This is a genomic window from Anaerosolibacter carboniphilus (genome assembly GCF_014205875.1).
Lineage (GTDB): Bacteria > Bacillota > Clostridia > Peptostreptococcales > Thermotaleaceae > Anaerosolibacter > Anaerosolibacter carboniphilus.
This window is the reverse complement of record NZ_JACHEN010000056.1, coordinates 1-17,068: the sequence shown is the minus strand read 5'-3', so window position 1 is coordinate 17,068 and position 17,068 is coordinate 1. Positions and strand designations below refer to the sequence as shown.

14 protein-coding genes, 1 tRNA gene and 1 riboswitch are annotated in these 17,068 nt (G+C 39.2%); of the genes, 7 read left to right on the top strand and 8 right to left on the bottom strand.

What is annotated here, in order from left to right; genetic code table 11:
• Nucleotides 1–363: 363 nt before the first annotated feature.
• Complete coding sequence (locus HNQ80_RS24925) at nt 364–1,128, bottom strand: ATP-binding protein (RefSeq protein ID WP_184313861.1); 765 nt, start codon at nt 1,126–1,128, stop codon at nt 364–366.
• A gap of 197 nt (nt 1,129–1,325) precedes the next feature.
• On the opposite strand from HNQ80_RS24925, the gene HNQ80_RS24920 reads away from it, so the two are divergent.
• The 4 genes from HNQ80_RS24920 (at nt 1,326) to larAH10 (ending at nt 6,158) form a co-directional block, all read left to right on the top strand.
• A complete protein-coding gene (locus tag HNQ80_RS24920) occupies nt 1,326–2,219 on the top strand; it encodes a DMT family transporter (RefSeq protein ID WP_184313859.1) in 894 nt (297 codons plus the stop codon).
• 34 nt (nt 2,220–2,253) lie between these two features.
• The gene (locus HNQ80_RS24915; RefSeq protein ID WP_207727185.1) at nt 2,254–3,513 is read left to right on the top strand and encodes a pyridoxal phosphate-dependent aminotransferase; all 1,260 of its coding nucleotides are present in this window, start codon (nt 2,254–2,256) and stop codon (nt 3,511–3,513) included.
• Between the two features lie 129 nt (nt 3,514–3,642).
• A riboswitch (SAM riboswitch) is annotated at nt 3,643–3,751 on the top strand.
• Nucleotides 3,752–4,047: 296 nt separating this feature from the next.
• A complete protein-coding gene (locus tag HNQ80_RS24910; protein WP_184313857.1) occupies nt 4,048–4,854 on the top strand; it encodes a MetQ/NlpA family ABC transporter substrate-binding protein in 807 nt (268 codons plus the stop codon).
• Nucleotides 4,855–4,865: 11 nt separating this feature from the next.
• On the top strand, nt 4,866–6,158 hold the full coding sequence (gene larAH10 / locus HNQ80_RS24905; RefSeq protein WP_184313855.1) for an NPN-dependent 2-hydroxyacid racemase, LarAH10 family: 1,293 nt from the start codon (nt 4,866–4,868) through the stop codon (nt 6,156–6,158).
• A gap of 45 nt (nt 6,159–6,203) precedes the next feature.
• On the opposite strand, the gene HNQ80_RS24900 is transcribed toward larAH10, so the two are convergent.
• Nucleotides 6,204–6,395, bottom strand: a complete 192-nt coding sequence (locus tag HNQ80_RS24900) for a zinc-ribbon domain-containing protein (protein WP_184313853.1) — start codon at nt 6,393–6,395, stop codon at nt 6,204–6,206.
• Between the two features lie 355 nt (nt 6,396–6,750).
• Between HNQ80_RS24900 and HNQ80_RS24895 the strand changes: the two genes are divergently transcribed.
• Nucleotides 6,751–7,824, top strand: coding sequence for an NAD(P)H-dependent flavin oxidoreductase (locus tag HNQ80_RS24895; RefSeq protein ID WP_184313851.1), 1,074 nt, complete (start codon nt 6,751–6,753; stop codon nt 7,822–7,824).
• A gap of 147 nt (nt 7,825–7,971) precedes the next feature.
• Nucleotides 7,972–9,783, top strand: a complete 1,812-nt coding sequence (gene typA / locus HNQ80_RS24890) for a translational GTPase TypA (RefSeq protein ID WP_184313849.1) — start codon at nt 7,972–7,974, stop codon at nt 9,781–9,783.
• Between the two features lie 62 nt (nt 9,784–9,845).
• On the opposite strand, the gene cls is transcribed toward typA, so the two are convergent.
• The 3 genes from cls to trmB all read right to left on the bottom strand — a co-directional run bounded on the left by cls (nt 9,846) and on the right by trmB (nt 13,111).
• Nucleotides 9,846–11,426 carry a cardiolipin synthase gene (gene cls / locus HNQ80_RS24885; protein ID WP_330603011.1) on the bottom strand — a complete coding sequence of 527 codons (1,581 nt, stop codon included), beginning with the start codon at nt 11,424–11,426 and terminating at the stop codon, nt 9,846–9,848.
• A gap of 242 nt (nt 11,427–11,668) precedes the next feature.
• The gene (locus HNQ80_RS24880) at nt 11,669–12,361 is read right to left on the bottom strand and encodes a helix-turn-helix domain-containing protein (RefSeq protein WP_184313847.1); all 693 of its coding nucleotides are present in this window, start codon (nt 12,359–12,361) and stop codon (nt 11,669–11,671) included.
• 108 nt (nt 12,362–12,469) lie between these two features.
• Complete coding sequence (trmB, locus tag HNQ80_RS24875; protein WP_184313845.1) at nt 12,470–13,111, bottom strand: tRNA (guanosine(46)-N7)-methyltransferase TrmB; 642 nt, start codon at nt 13,109–13,111, stop codon at nt 12,470–12,472.
• A 187-nt stretch (nt 13,112–13,298) separates the two neighbouring features.
• Between trmB and HNQ80_RS24870 the strand changes: the two genes are divergently transcribed.
• A complete protein-coding gene (locus HNQ80_RS24870; protein WP_184313843.1) occupies nt 13,299–13,616 on the top strand; it encodes an MGMT family protein in 318 nt (105 codons plus the stop codon).
• A gap of 139 nt (nt 13,617–13,755) precedes the next feature.
• Here HNQ80_RS24870 and HNQ80_RS24865 read toward each other — a convergent pair whose 3' ends face one another.
• The 3 genes from HNQ80_RS24865 to HNQ80_RS24855 form a co-directional block, all read right to left on the bottom strand.
• Nucleotides 13,756–14,946: a YibE/F family protein gene (locus HNQ80_RS24865; protein ID WP_184313841.1), complete on the bottom strand. Its 1,191-nt coding sequence runs from the start codon at nt 14,944–14,946 to the stop codon at nt 13,756–13,758.
• A gap of 154 nt (nt 14,947–15,100) precedes the next feature.
• Nucleotides 15,101–16,627: an alkaline phosphatase gene (locus tag HNQ80_RS24860; protein WP_184313863.1), complete on the bottom strand. Its 1,527-nt coding sequence runs from the start codon at nt 16,625–16,627 to the stop codon at nt 15,101–15,103.
• Between the two features lie 346 nt (nt 16,628–16,973).
• Nucleotides 16,974–17,065, bottom strand: a tRNA-Ser gene (locus tag HNQ80_RS24855).
• Nucleotides 17,066–17,068: the final 3 nt, after the last annotated feature.

The following is a 17,068-nucleotide window of genomic DNA, read 5'->3' as shown; positions in this document are numbered from 1 at the left end:
GCTAACCGGATATAGGCATCGAATGTTCAAACTACAAACTCAATAATAAAAAAAAAGCTGTAGCTTTATGCTACAACTATATAGTACTAGGGGCGATCATTGATCGCCAGATATTTATGGGACATTCTATTCTGGAGAATACCGCAGCTCCAGTCATTCTGAACGTAGTGAAGAATCTTAAGGTCCTCATCATAGATCCTTCACTGTCGTTCAGGATGACAGACAGCTTGATTTCTGTAGTTCACGGGCGATTCATGAATCGCCCCTACAACTTTAACCCACATCATTTTTTCCATAAAAAAACCAGAGCAGCCTAACCTCTCTCGTTAGTATCTGCTCTGGTTTTTTTATTTATGATTTCTATTAGAATTTTGAAGCTTCTCCCTCAATGCCGATTCTCACACGGTGAAGGGGAATACTCTTTCCTGAATCTCCGATGGCTTTTTCCACAGCTCTTACGATTCCTGTACAGCATGGAACTTCCATGAAGGCCACGGTTACGCTCTTGATTTCATTCATTTTAATGATCTGGGTTAATTTTGTAGCATAGAAGGCCACATCATCTAGCTTAGGACATCCTACCACAACTTTTTTTCCTTTTAATAAGTCTAAATGATAGTTAGGATAAGCAAAGGGAACACAATCGGCAGTTACCAGAAGGTCTGCCCCTTCAAAATATGGAGCTGTTGGCGGTACCAACATCAGCTGTACAGGCCACTGTTGAAGCTGGGATTTAATTTTAATCTCTACATCCCCTTCTCCTACGACAGCTGTAGATTGGGCTGATTTATTCAGCATTCTCATCTGGCTACCAGGGCAGCCACCTCCATGGTGGTGTCCATGATGGTTAGCATGCTGATGTCCATGCTGAGAAGCACTTTTCCCATCTTGTCCCAAATGTACTTTTACTGCTTCCTCATCAAATTCTTCCGCGTCTCTCTCGATGATGGTAATGGCATCCATTGGGCAATCTCCTAAGCAGGCACCCAACCCATCACAAAGATTATCAGATATTAATTTTGCTTTGCCATCAATGATTTTGATGGCACCCTCAGCACAGGATGGTACACATACACCACACCCATTACATTTGTTTTCATCTATTTGAACAATTTTTCTCACAGCCATTTTTATGTCCTCCTTATTCTCTTTGATCTTAACTTTATTATAGCGACATTCTATCACATTTCCTGTGATATATATCAAAATATTAAGTGGTGTTCATCACTTTTTAAAAAAATGTTCATCTTTTTTAAAACGACTTACCTTTTTATTCAATAAACAATATAATAGAACAATAAGCTTAACGTTGTAGGAGGTTAGACATGCGTATCCGTTCGAAAGGCATCTTTTTTATACTTTTATCATCCTTCTTTTTTTCCATTATGGCCATAGCTGTAAAAAGCATTCCGGAAATTCCCGTAGCTGAAAAGATCTTTTTTCGTAATATTCTTGGTGTTTTAATCTCGGCACTGGTATTGTATAAAAACAAAGAATGCTTTTCTGGAAACAATAGAAAATTACTCCTTACTCGTTCAATCTTTGGCGTATTAGGCGTCGCCACTTATTATTATACCATTGGGCATTTACCCCTTTCTGATGCGGTTATCCTCAATAAGCTTTCGCCCTTCTTTGTGATTTTGCTGGCCTATATTTTTTTAGATGAGCGTATAAAGAAACTACAGATACCTGCATTTATTATTGCAATTTTAGGTACTATATTTATCGTTAAGCCTCAATTTGATTATACATTCATCCCTTCCATGATCGGCATTTTGTCTGCAATTTTTGCAGCCGGTGCTTATATCGTCATCCGACAGCTGCAGAAAACCGATTCCACCCATGTGATTGTTTTCCACTTTTGCTTATTCAGCTGCCTAGCCGTGATACCTTTTATGGTAGCAGGACAATTCATCCTGCCAAATTTAAAGCAGCTAGTTGCATTAATTATCATTGGTCTTTCAGCCACAACTGCGCAATTTTCAATGACCCACAGCTATCGATACGCACTTGCCTCACAGTTGACAATTTATAATTATGCAGATATAATATTCTCAACAATTTTGGGCATGCTACTCTGGGCTGAGTTTCCTGATCTTCTAAGTATCACTGGTGGATTACTTGTAATCATTGCAGGGATTTTTAATTACCTTTCCTCTACACAAACCGACGAGGCTAACTTTCTGCAACATCAGAATTTTGAAGAGTCAAGTTCCTAAATAGCTGTCAATTTTAATATGAGGAGGTCTCTTTATGGCATTAGGCTTTTCAATGGTCGCCCTCCATTCTCGACGAACGGAGGGAGAAGATAAAATCTTTGCTACCAATAATGCTGCCCTAAATGCTGCAAAGGTAGTGGGCTCAGACCGTGTGGTAAATGCTTCCATCGGTGCTTTATTAAACGAAGATGGTTCCCTTTCTGTACTGCCCACGGTTATCGACTTATTAAGAAATCTTCCCCCTGAGGAATATGCAGCTTATGCACCGATTGGTGGTCTTCCTAGCTTCCTAGAAGCAGCTAAAAAAGCTGTTTTTCGACATCATGTTCCAAAAGGATATATGGAAGCAGTAGCTACCCCAGGCGGTAGTGGTGCTATTCGTCATGCCATTTGGAATTATAGTGAAATAGGGGATGCCATTCTAACTTCTGATTGGTACTGGGGTCCGTATAAAACCGTAGCTGAAGAGCATGGCCGTACCCTCGAAACCTACAGTCTTTTTGATGAAAAGGATGCTTTTAATCTTACCTCTTTTAAAGAAAAAACTGTTTCTTTATTAGAAAAACAATCTTCCATCGTTATTTTGCTAAATTCTCCTGCCCATAATCCTACAGGATATAGTTTATCCATGGAAGAGTGGAAGGAAGTTATAACATTCTTGAGATCTCAGGCATCCAATACGGAAAAACGTATCATTCTTTTTTCTGATATTGCCTATATTGATTTTTCTGGAGATGTTGATGATTCCAGAGCCTTTATGGAACTGTTTGGTGATTTGCCTCAAAATATTCTGACCATCGTGGCCTTTAGTATGTCCAAGGGCTATACCCTCTACGGTATGCGATGTGGTGCCATGATTGGTATTTCATCCAACCCTGATGTGGCAAAGGAGTTTAAGAGTGCAAACCAGTTTTCAAATCGAGGTGTATGGTCCAATGGTACACGACCAGCAATGACTGTATTAGCAAAGATTTTTGAAGATCCACAGCTCTTAAAGCAGGTAGAGGCTGAACGACGGACCCTACAGGATATGTTGACAGAAAGAGCTGATGTTTTTATTCAAGAAGCAAAGAAGGCCAATTTGAAAATATGTCCCTATAAAGCTGGTTTCTTTATTACAATTCCATGTAAAAACCCTGATCTTGTGGCAGCAGCGCTGCAAAAAGAATATATATTTGCTGTTCCCCTAGGAAAAGGACTTCGCTTTGCGGTATGCTCCGTTCCAAAAATTCATTGTGCTACAGTGCCTCAAACAATTGCCCGTATTATTCAGCAAGTAGATGCAGACCTTTAAATTTTTTTCGGGCCCTATTCATTGAAAAAAATGTTTTCCTACCAACTGGATAATTAAGTTAAAAAATATTTATCATATTCTTATTGACACTGTGCATAATTATCCTTATAATTAAAAACAATTAAATAATGTCTATCAAGAGTGGTGGAGGGACTGGCCCTGAGAAACCCGGCAACCGGCGGTTGTATATTTACGCACGGTGCTAAATCCTGCAGAATTCAATTCTGACAGATAGAAGTGTTTACAAAGCCTTTCTGTTTTCAGAAAGGCTTTTTTAATATATAGGAAATTATGTTTTTCAATTTTCTATATATGGGGTGTGCAGAGGGTATTCCCCTTTGCCGCTTTTAGGAAGGTGCTCAGGCTGCCTTGCAGCCGTCGAAGGAAACCTAGGGTTTCCTAGCGAAAACAAATTGCCAATAGGCAACTTTGTTCTTTTGGAAATCAAGCTGTGCGCCTGGCCAGGCAGAATGCAATTTCCTGAACATTTCAAATCCCATTTTTAAAAACAAACATGTAAAGGAGTTGTTTTTTGTGAAAAAACTTTTTATTCTAGTCATCAGTACCCTATTGATTCTTTCTCTTCTTACAGGCTGTGGTGCAAAACCTGCTTCTCAACCAGAACAACCTTTAAAGGTTGGAGTTACAGCAGGCCCTCATGAGCAAGTAGCTGAAAAGGTAAAAGAAATCGCTGAAGCAAATGGTCTTAAAGTAGAGCTTGTGGTGTTTAACGACTATGTACAACCAAATATTCAGCTGTTTGAAAAACAGCTTGATGTGAATATTTTTCAGCACGAACCCTATTTAGATCAATTTAACACAGATCATAAAATGGATCTTGTAAAGATTGCCTCTGCTGTAAACTTTCCTATGGGTGTTTATTCCAACAAGCTAAAGTCTTTGGATGAATTAAAGGATGGCGATCAGATTTCTCTTCCCAACGATCCTACCAATGAAGCCAGAGCACTGATCCTTCTTGAGTCAGCCAATATTATTAAGCTCAAGGAAGGTGTAGGACTAAAAGTAACGCTTAAGGATATTGTAGCAAATCCTAAAAATATTAAGTTTATTGAATTGGATGCACCAATGGTTGCCCGCTCTCTGGAAGATGTATCTGTGGCGGTTATCAACACCAATTTTGCTATAGAAGCAGGTTTTGTGCCTACGAAAGACTCTATCTTTATTGAGCCAAAGGATTCTCCATGGGTAAACATCATTGTTACAAGACCTGATCAACAGGAAGATCCACGAATCAAGAAGCTTGTAGCGTTCTACCAGTCTGATGAAGTAAAAGAATTTATCGATGCAACCTTTGAGGGTTCAGTGGTGCCTGGTTTCTAAGGAGGCGTCCTATGAATAATTATTCTTTTAAATATGGAACAACCGAATTGCCCCTTACAATCCATGATGGAGATATTCTAGATATGCTTATCCCAAAGGATATCTCTCCAATCGGGGATATAGGACAAAAGTGTATGGAAGTTCTTGCCCATCCCATCGGAACACCTCCTTTAAAAGATATTGTCCATCGAGGAGAGAAAATTGTGATCATCGTCAGTGATATCACGCGTTTGTGGATCAGGACAGACCAATTTCTAATTTATATCATTCAATATTTAAATGATATCGGTATTCACGATGAGGATATTTCAATTTTAATATCCTTAGGTACCCATAGACCCTCCTCTGAAGAGGAAAAACGCCAAATCGTTGGAAAAGAAGTTTTTTCAAGAATTTCTGTCTATGATCACGATTGCTTTCATGGACAGGAGCTTTGTTTTCTAGGGCATTCCAGTTTTGGTACACCTATCTACATCAATAAAAGGGTGGTCGAAGCCGATCGCGTCATCCTGACAGGTGGCATTACATTTCATCTTTTTGCAGGCTTTGGTGGTGGGGCTAAAAGTATCGTGCCTGGTGTGGCCGGCTTGGAGACAATTCAACATAATCATCGATTAACCTTCTATAAAGGCGAATCTACTGGTTTAAACCCTAATGCTTGTTCCAATAGTATCCATGGGAACCCCATGAGAGAGGATATTACAGAGATTTGTAGAAAACTCCAACCCGATTTCCTATTGAATGCCGTTTTAAATCAACATGGAGATTTCATCAATTTTGTTGCTGGGGACTTTGAGCAAGCCTGGTTAAAGGGATGCGACATGATCCGAGATTTATACGGGATTCCAATCAATGAAAAAGCCGATATTGTCATTGCATCGGCAGGTGGTTATCCTAAAGATATCAATTTATATCAGACGGTGAAGACCATAGACAATAGTCTCTATGCAGGGAAAGACAATAGTGTGCTCATTATAACCTCAGAGTGTAAGGAAGGCCTTGGTGCAGAAGAGTTTTTACAATGGTTTCAATATAGAGATCTTGAAGGAATGGAGAGAGCCTTAAAGCAAAATTTTACGGTTCCAGGATATGCAGCTTACAAAACAGCCTACGCCGCTCGATTCAGGAAACTCATTCTTATTTCATCTCTCCCTGAATCTACCGTTTGTCGACTGGGCTTTATTCCTGCTTCCTCTCTAGAAGAAGCCCTAGCTATTGCCTATCAGCAAAGCTCCTCCCATCCTAAAATCACACTGATGCCCTATGGTGCCAATACACTTCCTATAGGCGCTATCAGCATGTAAAGTTAAAATATAAAACCCGTACCTACTGGTACGGGTTTTTCTTTACTATCTGTCGAAAGATCTTCTTTGTCCACCGTTATTTGGTCTTGAAAAGCCTCTTTTTGCCTTTTGACGACATTCTTTACACTTCTTAGGCTCGTTATCAAAGCCCTTTTCTGCGTAAAATTGCTGCTCACCTGCTGTAAAAGTAAACTCTGTGCCACAGTCCTTACATACGATTGCCTTATCTTCATACATACGAAACATCCTCCCTTCCTAAATGGTCTCCTAAGAACATATAATACTACACTATGGAACAACCTAGCCAACGGAACGGGAAAGGATGTAGTGATCATGATTATATATTCTCCTATATTATACCTATTTTTTCCTTTTATTGCAATGGATATTTATCAAAATATAGTACTATTTTCCAAATTTTCTATATTCTTTCCTCTTGTGTTTGCATAATTATTTCTTCATTTTCTTAAAATAAATTTAAGACTATTGGCTATTTTTTCCAAATATTTTCCATTCATAATTTAAATTGTACATACCTCAAATTTATTATATAATGTTGCTAAGTATGCATATCACAGAATGGAGTGTTGAAATGATTATACCACAATTAAAGATCGGAAATTTAACGGCTTCCGTGCCTATTATACAGGGCGGCATGGGTGTAGGAATCTCTCTCTCGGGCCTTGCTGCTGCCGTAGCCAACTGTGGTGCCATCGGAGTAATCTCTGGTGTCGAACCCGGCTTTAACTTTGAAGGCTACGAAAAAAACAAATATCAAACCAATCTCGATGCCCTTGCTTACCACATTCAAAGAGCGAAGGAACTGGCACCAAAGGGTATTATCGGTGTCAACATCATGACTGCCATCAACAACTTTGAGGACATGGTCAAAACTGCCGTTAAGGCAAAGGTAGACATTATCTTTTCAGGGGCAGGCCTACCCATGAAACTGCCTGAGCTGGTAAAGGATTCTATGACAAAGATTGCGCCGATTGTTTCTTCTGGAAAAGTTGCCCAACTCATCTGCAAGCAATGGGACAAAAAGCATGATTATTTGCCCGATGCCATTATATTAGAGGGTCCAGAGGCTGGTGGCCATCTTGGCTTTTCATTGGACCAATTAGGTGATCTTGAAAACTTCTCTCTGGTAAAGCTGGTAAAAGAAGTATTGGAAGCCATCGCTCCCTTTGAAGAAAAATATGGCCGAAAAATTCCAGTAATCGCAGGTGGAGGGATCCATGACGGCAAGGATATCGGTGATGTGCTAACTGCAGGCGCAGCAGGTGCCCAAATGGCCACAAGATTCGTTGCAACTTATGAATGCGATGCATCGGATGCCTTTAAGCAGGCTTACCTCGATGCAAAGGAAGATGATGTTACCATCATTAAGAGTCCTGTAGGTATGCCTGGTAGGGCCATTCGAAATGAATTTATAAACAAGGTCTATCGTGATGAAAAACGACAGGATATCAAATGCATTAATTGTCTGAAACCATGTAATCCAAAGGAAACCTTATACTGTATTGCTGATGCTTTGATCAATGCTCAAAAAGGTAACCTTGATAGAGGTTTCGCCTTTGCTGGTGCCCAGGTTCACAGAGTAAATAAGATTGTATCTGTTCGAGAACTGATTGATGAATTAATGAATGAATTAAGACAATACTAAAAGGGGGATTTGATCCTCCTTTTTATATTACTTCAAAAAATAAAATATATGTCGAAATTTATGATTTCTTAACATAGAATCCATTGTGTTTATGAATCCCTTTATGATACAATGGTATGTTGATAATTTACAGAGAGGAAGTATTGAATGATACAGAATAATATTCGAAATGTTGCAATTATTGCCCATGTAGACCATGGTAAAACCACTTTAGTGGATGAAATGTTAAAACAAAGTGGAACCTTTCGCAGTAACGAACAGGTTGATGAGCGGGTTATGGATTCCAATGACCTGGAAAGAGAACGCGGTATTACCATCTTGGCGAAAAATACATCCATTATGTATAATGATGTAAAAATTAATATCATCGATACCCCAGGCCATGCCGATTTTGGCGGTGAGGTAGAACGGATCATGCGAATGGTGGAGGGTGTATTACTCCTCGTAGATGCCTTTGAAGGCCCAATGCCCCAAACGCGATTCGTGTTGAAAAAGGCTTTAGAATCAGGTGTAAAGCCAGTGGTTGTTATCAATAAAATTGACCGACCTGATGCAAGATGCGATGAAGTTATCGATCAGGTGCTCGATTTGTTCATTGATCTTGAGGCAGATGAGCATCAGCTGGAATTTCCAGTAATCTATACATCTGCAAAACAAGGCATTGCCAAATATGAATTAAATGATGAGCATCAGGATATGAAGCCCCTTTTTGAAATGATTCTAAGAGAAGTCCCTGCACCAGAAGGCACATCAGAAGACGGTCTTCAGCTGGTAATTTCTTCCATTGATTATGATAAGTATGTAGGTAGAATGGGCATCGGAAAAATCACCCGAGGCAAGATCAAAAAAAATCAAGAAGTGGTACTATGTACTGCTGCTGGAGAGTTCAAGAATTTCCGCGTAAGTAAGCTTTATAATTTTCAGGGACTATCCAAGGAAGAAATAGATGAAGCAGCCTTTGGTGAAATTGTGGCCCTTTCCGGCAATGATGATATCAATATCGGTGAGACCATCTGCTCTACAGATAAGATTGAGCCCCTTCCTTTTATTAAGATCGATGAGCCAACGATTGCTATGAATTTTATTGTTAATGATAGCCCCTTTGCTGGTAGAGAAGGCACATTTGTAACCAGCAGACATTTGAAGGATCGATTAGAAAAGGAATTATTGTCCAACGTGGCCCTTCGGGTAGAAGAAACAGATTCTGCCGATAGTTTCAAGGTATCCGGTAGAGGTGAACTGCACCTTTCTATTTTGATAGAGACCATGCGTCGTGAAGGATATGAGCTTTCTGTTTCTAGACCTGAGGTAATTATGAAGCATATTGATGGCGTTGTTCATGAGCCTATGGAGCATGTTACCATTGAGGTACCTGAGGAATATATGGGAATTGTCATCGAGACCTTGGGACAAAGAAAAGGTGAGATGGTAAACATGATTACCAATTCCAATGGTTCAGTAAAACTAGAATTTAAGATCCCAGCCAGAGGTTTGATTGGCTATCGTTCTGAATTTTTAACAGATACCAGAGGAAATGGGATATTAAATCATATTTTCGATGGTTATGCCCCTTATAAAGGCGACATCAAATCCAGATTAAGAGGCTCACTGATTGCTTTTGAATCTGGAACAGCAGTAACTTACGGACTGTATAATGCCCAAGAAAGAGGAACTCTGTTCATATCCCCTGGCACAGAAGTCTATGAGGGTATGATTGTAGGAGAAAATGCCAGGGCTGGTGATATGGCTGTCAATGTGTGCAAGCGCAAGCAACTTACAAACGTAAGAGCTTCAGGCTCCGATGATTCAATGAAGTTGACTCCGCCTGCTATCATGACTTTAGAGCAATCTCTTGAGTTTATCGCAGAGGATGAACTGGTAGAAGTGACACCAAAAAGTATTCGTATTCGAAAAAAGCTTTTAGACAAAAATGCTAGAGCAAAAGCTTTTAGAAACTAGCAAAAACCTGGGGATGATTACCATTCCCAGGTTTTTTTATCTATCCTTTCACTGACATCAATTTATAGCAGCGGTGACATCAATCTCCCTGTAGCTTCCTTGATTTTCTCCAATAGTGATCGCTTTAAATACTCCTCCAGGGTTACTTCCTTACTGTCCTCCATATCTGTATAGAAATCCTTTTCCATTCGCTCAACGATATCCTTGTCATAAATAAAAGCATTTACTTCGAAATTTATCTGAAAGCTCCGTATGTCTAGATTGGCTGTCCCTACAGATGCAGCAATGCCATCCACCAACAATATCTTTCCATGCATAAAGCCCTTCATATACTTATAAACCCTTACCCCAGCCCTTAGAAGTTCTTCGATATTTGACATAGATGCCCAAAATACTGTACGATGATCTGGATAACTCGGTAAAACAATCCGTACGTCAACACCGCTTAAAGCAGCAGTTCGCAGTGCCATCATGATGCTCTCATCAGGGACTAAATAGGGCGTATTGATCCATATTCTTTCCTCTGCAGATGAGATGGTGGCAAAATATGCCTGCATAATCGATTGCCAATCGGTGTCTGGGCCGCTGGCTGCAATCTGAATCAATTGTTCTCCGAAATAGGGCAACTTTGGAAAATATTCTTCATCAAAAGAGAGTTGCTGCTTCGAAACAAAATGCCAATCCTTGAAAAATATATTTTGTAAACCGTAAACAGCCTCTCCTTCAATGCGAAGATGGGTATCTCGCCAAAACCCTAGATGGGGATTTCCACCCAGATATTCATCTCCAATATTTAATCCTCCTAAAAATCCTGTTTTTCCATCTACAACAATAATTTTTCGATGATTTCGATAGTTTAGTTCTCGACTTAAAATAGGGAAATATACTGGCAAGAAGCCATAGATCTCTATTCCAGCCGCCTTCATTTCCTTAAAGTACTCTTTGCTTAGCCGCCAGCTTCCCACACTGTCATAGATAATCCTGACCTTTACGCCCTTCTGGGCTTGATCGATCAATATTCGTTTGATGACACCGCCAATGCCATCCTCTTTAATAATAAAATACTCCAAATGGATGTGATGCTTTGCAGCTTTTAAAGCCAGCGTAATTTCTTGAAAGGTTTCCGCTCCGTTGGTGAGCACCTTTGATTGATTGTTCACAGTAAAGGGTGCATTGGCATTATTGAGGATGAGGCTGATCAATCTCTTTTTCACAAAGCTTTCATCATCTTTAAACAGATCTCTGTCCTTAATAGCTTGCCGCTGGTGCTTTGCAATGTCTTGAAATTTTTCAAAATCTATATCTCTCTTCTTCTTGAAAATACTCCGCTTCCGAAAATTTTGCCCAAGAAATAAGTAAAAGATAAACCCAACCACTGGTACTAGAAATAATATCAATAACCAGGCAATGGTCTTTGTTGGATTTCTATTTTCCATAAATATAACCAGGGCTATAAATATCGTATATAGGGTAAAAACCGTTCCCATGAGCATCTCAAATCTTTGAAATAGATTCTTTAACTCACCTTGCGATGCTGCTCCACCCATTAGCATATCACCATTCATAGCCCCTACTGGAATTGGTAGAACCATGAATAACAACATCATGAACCATACTATACATTTTGCTAGTTGCTTTTTCACCCTACTCACCACACAATCTCAGCTTTTATTATTATTATACGATGATTCATTTTTGTTTGTTGCTATGTCTACAGATGCATTCTATAACTATATTAGTATACCCATGGTTACACGAGGAATTCTTGTCCTATTTTTTATGCTTATGATACAAATACCCAGAAATCTTCTATCATCACGATTCCATTGTAAATTTCTATACAATAAAAGCTACAAAGAGTAATACCCCTTCATAGCTTTATGCCTTAAAAATCAATCTCTACTCGAATGACTCTCCCAATGATCTTAAGGGCTTTCATTTCTTTTGTGACCCCTTGACCTTCACCATCAACCAGTTGAACTTTATTTCCTTCTATTTTTTTGAGCTTTCTCAATCTTCTTCTTCCTTCATACTCTACTAACTGAAAAGCACCATTCATAAACTCATGGTTTAGATAGATTAGTGCTCTATCGCCCCTTCTCATTCTATATTGCCCCATGGTATCATCAGGTATATCTATATAGATGAGTTTGTCGGGATGAAACCCCTCTACTTTTCTTTCTATGATTGGAAAGTTTCTATACCCTTTTATTTCCTTCATTTCTATATCATAGATAGGTACTTTCTTAATAATATTGGAAAGGGCATCCTCCCACTGATCCAAAGGTACCACCTCAATCCGCCGTTGGGGTACTACTTCTACAGACTTCACAGGTTTGGGCTGGCTTTCCCCTTGAGCCCTTTCCTCTTCCGTAGGTGCTTCCAGCACCATATCCTCTTCCAAGTTTACACCTAGTGCTTTCGATATCTGAGACAACAGCTTTTCATTAACAATCTTTTTTCCTGTCTCAATATCTACAATAAAGGATTCTGTTACACCGCACTTTTTCCCTAATTGTTTTGGTGTCATCCCTTTTTTTAATCTTTCCGCTTTTAACTTTTCCCCTACTCGACTCATTTTCTTCACCTCAATATGTATTGCAATTCTAAATGCTTATTACTACCCTTGAAGTTTGTAGTTTCAAGGTATAGCCCATTTTCATTGGAGCATAGGCCTATGACAATGTCAATTTCTTTTCGCTGCTTCACAACGATAGATTTTCATCCCCATGGATGAAAACTTATCCTCATATTCTGTAGTCACATTGTCTTTCATATCACTATGATGCAGATCGAAGGTAATGTGCTTTAATTGAAGATCACAGGCAGCAAATTCATTTAAAGAAAATTCAAAGAGTTTTTCGTTATCTGTCTTAAAATGAATCTCTCCCTGTTCTCTCAGAAATTTTTTATACCGCTCTATAAAGTTTCTATGGGTAAGTCTTCTTTTCGCCATTCTCGTCTTTGGCCATGGATCACAAAAATTAATATATATTCTACTTAGTTCACCATCGGCAAATACCTCATTTAGCTTATTTACATCATACCAAAGGAAAGTAACATTTCTTAGTCCCTGAGTAACAGCCTTCTCCACCGCCTTCAGCAAAATCTCCTCTTTTATTTCAATGCCAATAAAGTTGATCTCTGGATTTTGCGCTGCCAAGGTTGTAATAAACTGGCCCCTACCGGTTCCCAATTCTACATGAATCGGCCTCTTTTCAAGAAAATACTCCTTCCAATTTCCCTTATATTTCTCTGGTTCCTTACAAAGGTGGAGTTCATGGTTCAACAACTTTTCCTTTGCACCAGGCTTCTTTCTTCTTCTCATTTTACTTGCGCTCCTCTACGATACAGTATAGCATCCACATCATTCATTATATCATGCCAGGTTCTTTTCCTAAAGATTTCTTTCCGTTAAACCGACGGACAGATTCTAGATTTTATATGGAATAAAAAGTATAATGAAATAGGTACGCTGGATTCTAATATATATTCTCCCTCAGGAGGCGAAAAACATGAAACTATCTTTTGACAAAGTTTATGAAATCGTAGCGCTGATCCCTATGGGTAAGGTGGCCACCTATGGTCAAATCGCAGCCTTACTCGGACATCCAAGAAGTGCCCGTGTCATTGGATGGGCCATGCAGGCTGCCCCTGATCACCTAAACCTTCCCTGCCATCGTGTCGTTAACAAAGCTGGCATCCTTGCCCCTCATTATGCCTTTGGCAGTCCACTGGTTCAACGTGCCATCTTAGAAGATGAAGGTATTACCTTCTTGAAAAATGGGCGAATCGATATGAAGAAACACCTTTGGCAGCCAACCATTTCTTAAAGCCAGTTCATACTACCATCCATGACAAGTTTGAGATCGAAGTTAAGGTCAGCCAAATAAAAAAGAGGATTTAGCTTACTATATAGCCATCCTCTTCAAAACGATATTCTCCTGTTTTCTATCTAATCCCCCAACAAATCTATACTTCAAAAGAAGTCCTTGTCTCCTGTACTTCATCTCGTTTTATACCCTTTGCAAATTGACTCTCCACCCTTGGGGCTGTAAATAATACCCCCGCAATAATTGCCGTGAAGGGTGCAACGGTTACCAGGCCAAAACTTCCTACCATGGTATGTAAAATTTCTGCTGACACATACTTGAGATTTAATATATTGGCCACTGGCGTACCCTGGGCCATAAATATCATAAGCAGTGCGATATACCCCCCTGAATAAGCTAAGAGTAATGTAGTGGTCATGGTTCCAATAACTGCTCTTCCAATATTAAATCCTGATTTGATGACTTCATTTCTTGATAGATCAGGATTTTTTTGTACCAATTCATCAAGGGCTGCCGCAATATCAATAGCTATATCCATCAAGGCCCCAGATGAGCCTATAAAAGTGGCAGCAATAAAAATGTCTGTCAGATTTAAATATTCGTAACCAGCATACAGCAACGTCTCAGAAAATGGCATGATTGCCCCGTGTATTCTAAAATATTTACCGAAGATGATTGCCATTGCACAAGTCAGTACTGTCCCTGCTAAGGATCCACTGATTGCTGCGAGTGACTTTCTATTAAATCCTCCCACCAAGGTTATAATCACAATTGTTAATATCACAACTGCAAACATTGATAATATGATGGGATTCCAGCCCTTTAATAAGAAAGGAATTAATATTTTCCAAATCGTTAATATGGTTAATACAAAAGAGAGCATTGCCTTCGCACCAGTCCAACCTGCAAACCATATCAATAAAGCTAAAAATGCACCAAATAGTATCATTTCCACTTGAATTCTGTAGTGATCAATCACATTCACATAACGGATTGTATCCCCTTCTGTTTCAAGGACAACCAGCGCCTTGTCGCCCCTTTGGAAAACCTTATCGATTTCCATCTTTCCCATGAGCCGGTTGGTACCTTCAACAATCTGTCCCTTATAGGGCCCGTTTAGAATCTCCAGCTTACATACTTGGTCTCCCAACCGAATCATACCAGCACTGTACATCATTGCGTCATTGGTATCTATAACTAGCCCTGCTGCCCTGACACTATCGGAATGTTGATTTGTTGGAAAACCCGTTGGTATAAACATCAATACGATGACGATGATAGATACAATGATAACAGAGATCATATCCGGGCTCGTTCTTAACTTAGGCATCACGCAAAACCACTCCTTTCAGTTGAAATCAAATTTCCTTTCTCTATCTACATGCTTTTCCAATGAAAATAGTAGATAGAGGTCCAAAATGCAGAACCTCTATCCTTATACGGTTATTACGATATCCTCACTTCATCCAATACAATAACTATAATTACTTTGTAATTTTGGTTATTGATTTTAACTTTGCATTGATGTCTGTATTGTCATAAGATCCGTTAAATAATTCTTGGCCTACACCGATTGCATATACTGGTACTGGTAAACCAGAGTGGGCATATGTGGTAAAGCTAATACCTGCTTTGTTGTTTAAAATATGGGATAGGGTTACCGATAAAGGTTCATATGTACCATAAAGAATTGTTTCAGAACTGCTTAGTTTTCTCGTTTTAGGATCTTCCATGCTTCTTTTAAAAGCTGCAGCCAATGCACTTTGCTCATCATCCGTTAAGACAAATGCTGCATTCGCGCCTGCCTTTGGACTTGAAGCAGGAATCAATCCATATGCTTTTTCAATTTCGGGAAGAAGGTCGACTAGTTTTTGGTTTTCAGGTTGGGTATTTGCCCTATAAGAAGTAATAATTTTATCAAATTCCTCAAAAGAGACTGTTTGTTTTTCTAGCTTATTAAAGAATGTACTATACGCTGTACCAGCAAAACCGATTGTTAAACCACCTGTTTCATGGTCCCCTGTCACAACAATTAAAGTATCATTAGGATATTTTTCATATACTTTATAAGCTTCCATGATTGCATTATTAAATTCAATGGTGTCGTGGATAGACGCAGCTGCATCATTTGCATGACATGCCCAGTCAATCTTACCTGACTCCACCATCATGAAATAGCCTTTTGAATTATCTAATACTTCTATACCTTTTTTTACAAAATCAGAAAGTCTTAATTCTTCTGCTTTTGTGTCCATAGTGTAAGGCATTGCACTGGAAGCATCTAATCTCGGGTTGATTGCTATTACCCTGCCAGATTCATTATTTAATCCCAATATTTCTTCTTTTGTGTTCACTACTTTGAATCCATTTTTCTTTGCTACATCCATTACATTTTCTGCATTTGTTAATTTTGCCTTCGTTCCAGTAGGATCTACAAATCCTCCTCCACCAAAGTAATCAAACTCGCTATTTGCTAACTGTAATGAAATATCGTAGTAATTACTTCTGCTTTCTTGATTGGCATAGAATACGGCTGGTGTAGCGTGATCAAGGGACACGCTGGTTACAACCCCAATTTTGTACCCCATATCCTTCAACTTTCTTGTAATTGGATCTACTTTCACCTTCTTCGCAGCATCCATATTAATAATTCCGTTTCCTGTTTTGATGCCAGAGGCTAAGGAAGTACCCGTCGAAGCGGAATCAGGAATGAACGAATCTGTATCATATGTGGAAGCAACCCCTACGCCAGAAAAGTTTGTAAAATCTAATGCCTTTTTCTCTGGTGTGGTTGTTCTCTTTTGAGCTCCTAAATACATCTCCGCAGAAGAGATCTGTGGAAAACTCAAACCGTCACCGATGAACAAGAATACATACTTTGGTGCCTTACCATTATGCGTGTTGTTCGTTTTGCTAAATGCCTGAGCTAATGATTCAGTTGTCAGAAATCCTGATAAGACTACCGCAAGAACCAATAGCAAAGAAATGATTGAAAAAGCCTTGTTCTTCATCTTAAACACAAAATGCACCCCCATTTTTCCTTTTCAAATTAATATAAGCGTTTACAAAAATGAGTGTACAATAGCATTGTTAATTTGCTGTTATGGACCCATTAATTTCCTGTTAGACTTTGGAAAATATTAGTAGATATGTTTGATGCATGTTAATTCTATTAATCCTCCTTAACAATTTATATAAAAAGGCACACTACGTGTGCTTCGCTAGGGGAACCTAGTTCCCCTTCGACGGCTGCCAAGCAGCCTGAGCACCCCTGCTTTTTTATAGTACAAGAAAGTATACTTTCTTGTACTATAAAAAAAAGATATCTACATTTATCTTGTAGATATCTTTTCTTATTGGCGGAGAAGGAGGGATTCGAACCCTCGCACCAGTTACCCGGTCTAACGGTTTAGCAAACCGTCCTCTTCAGCCTACTTGAGTACTTCTCCATA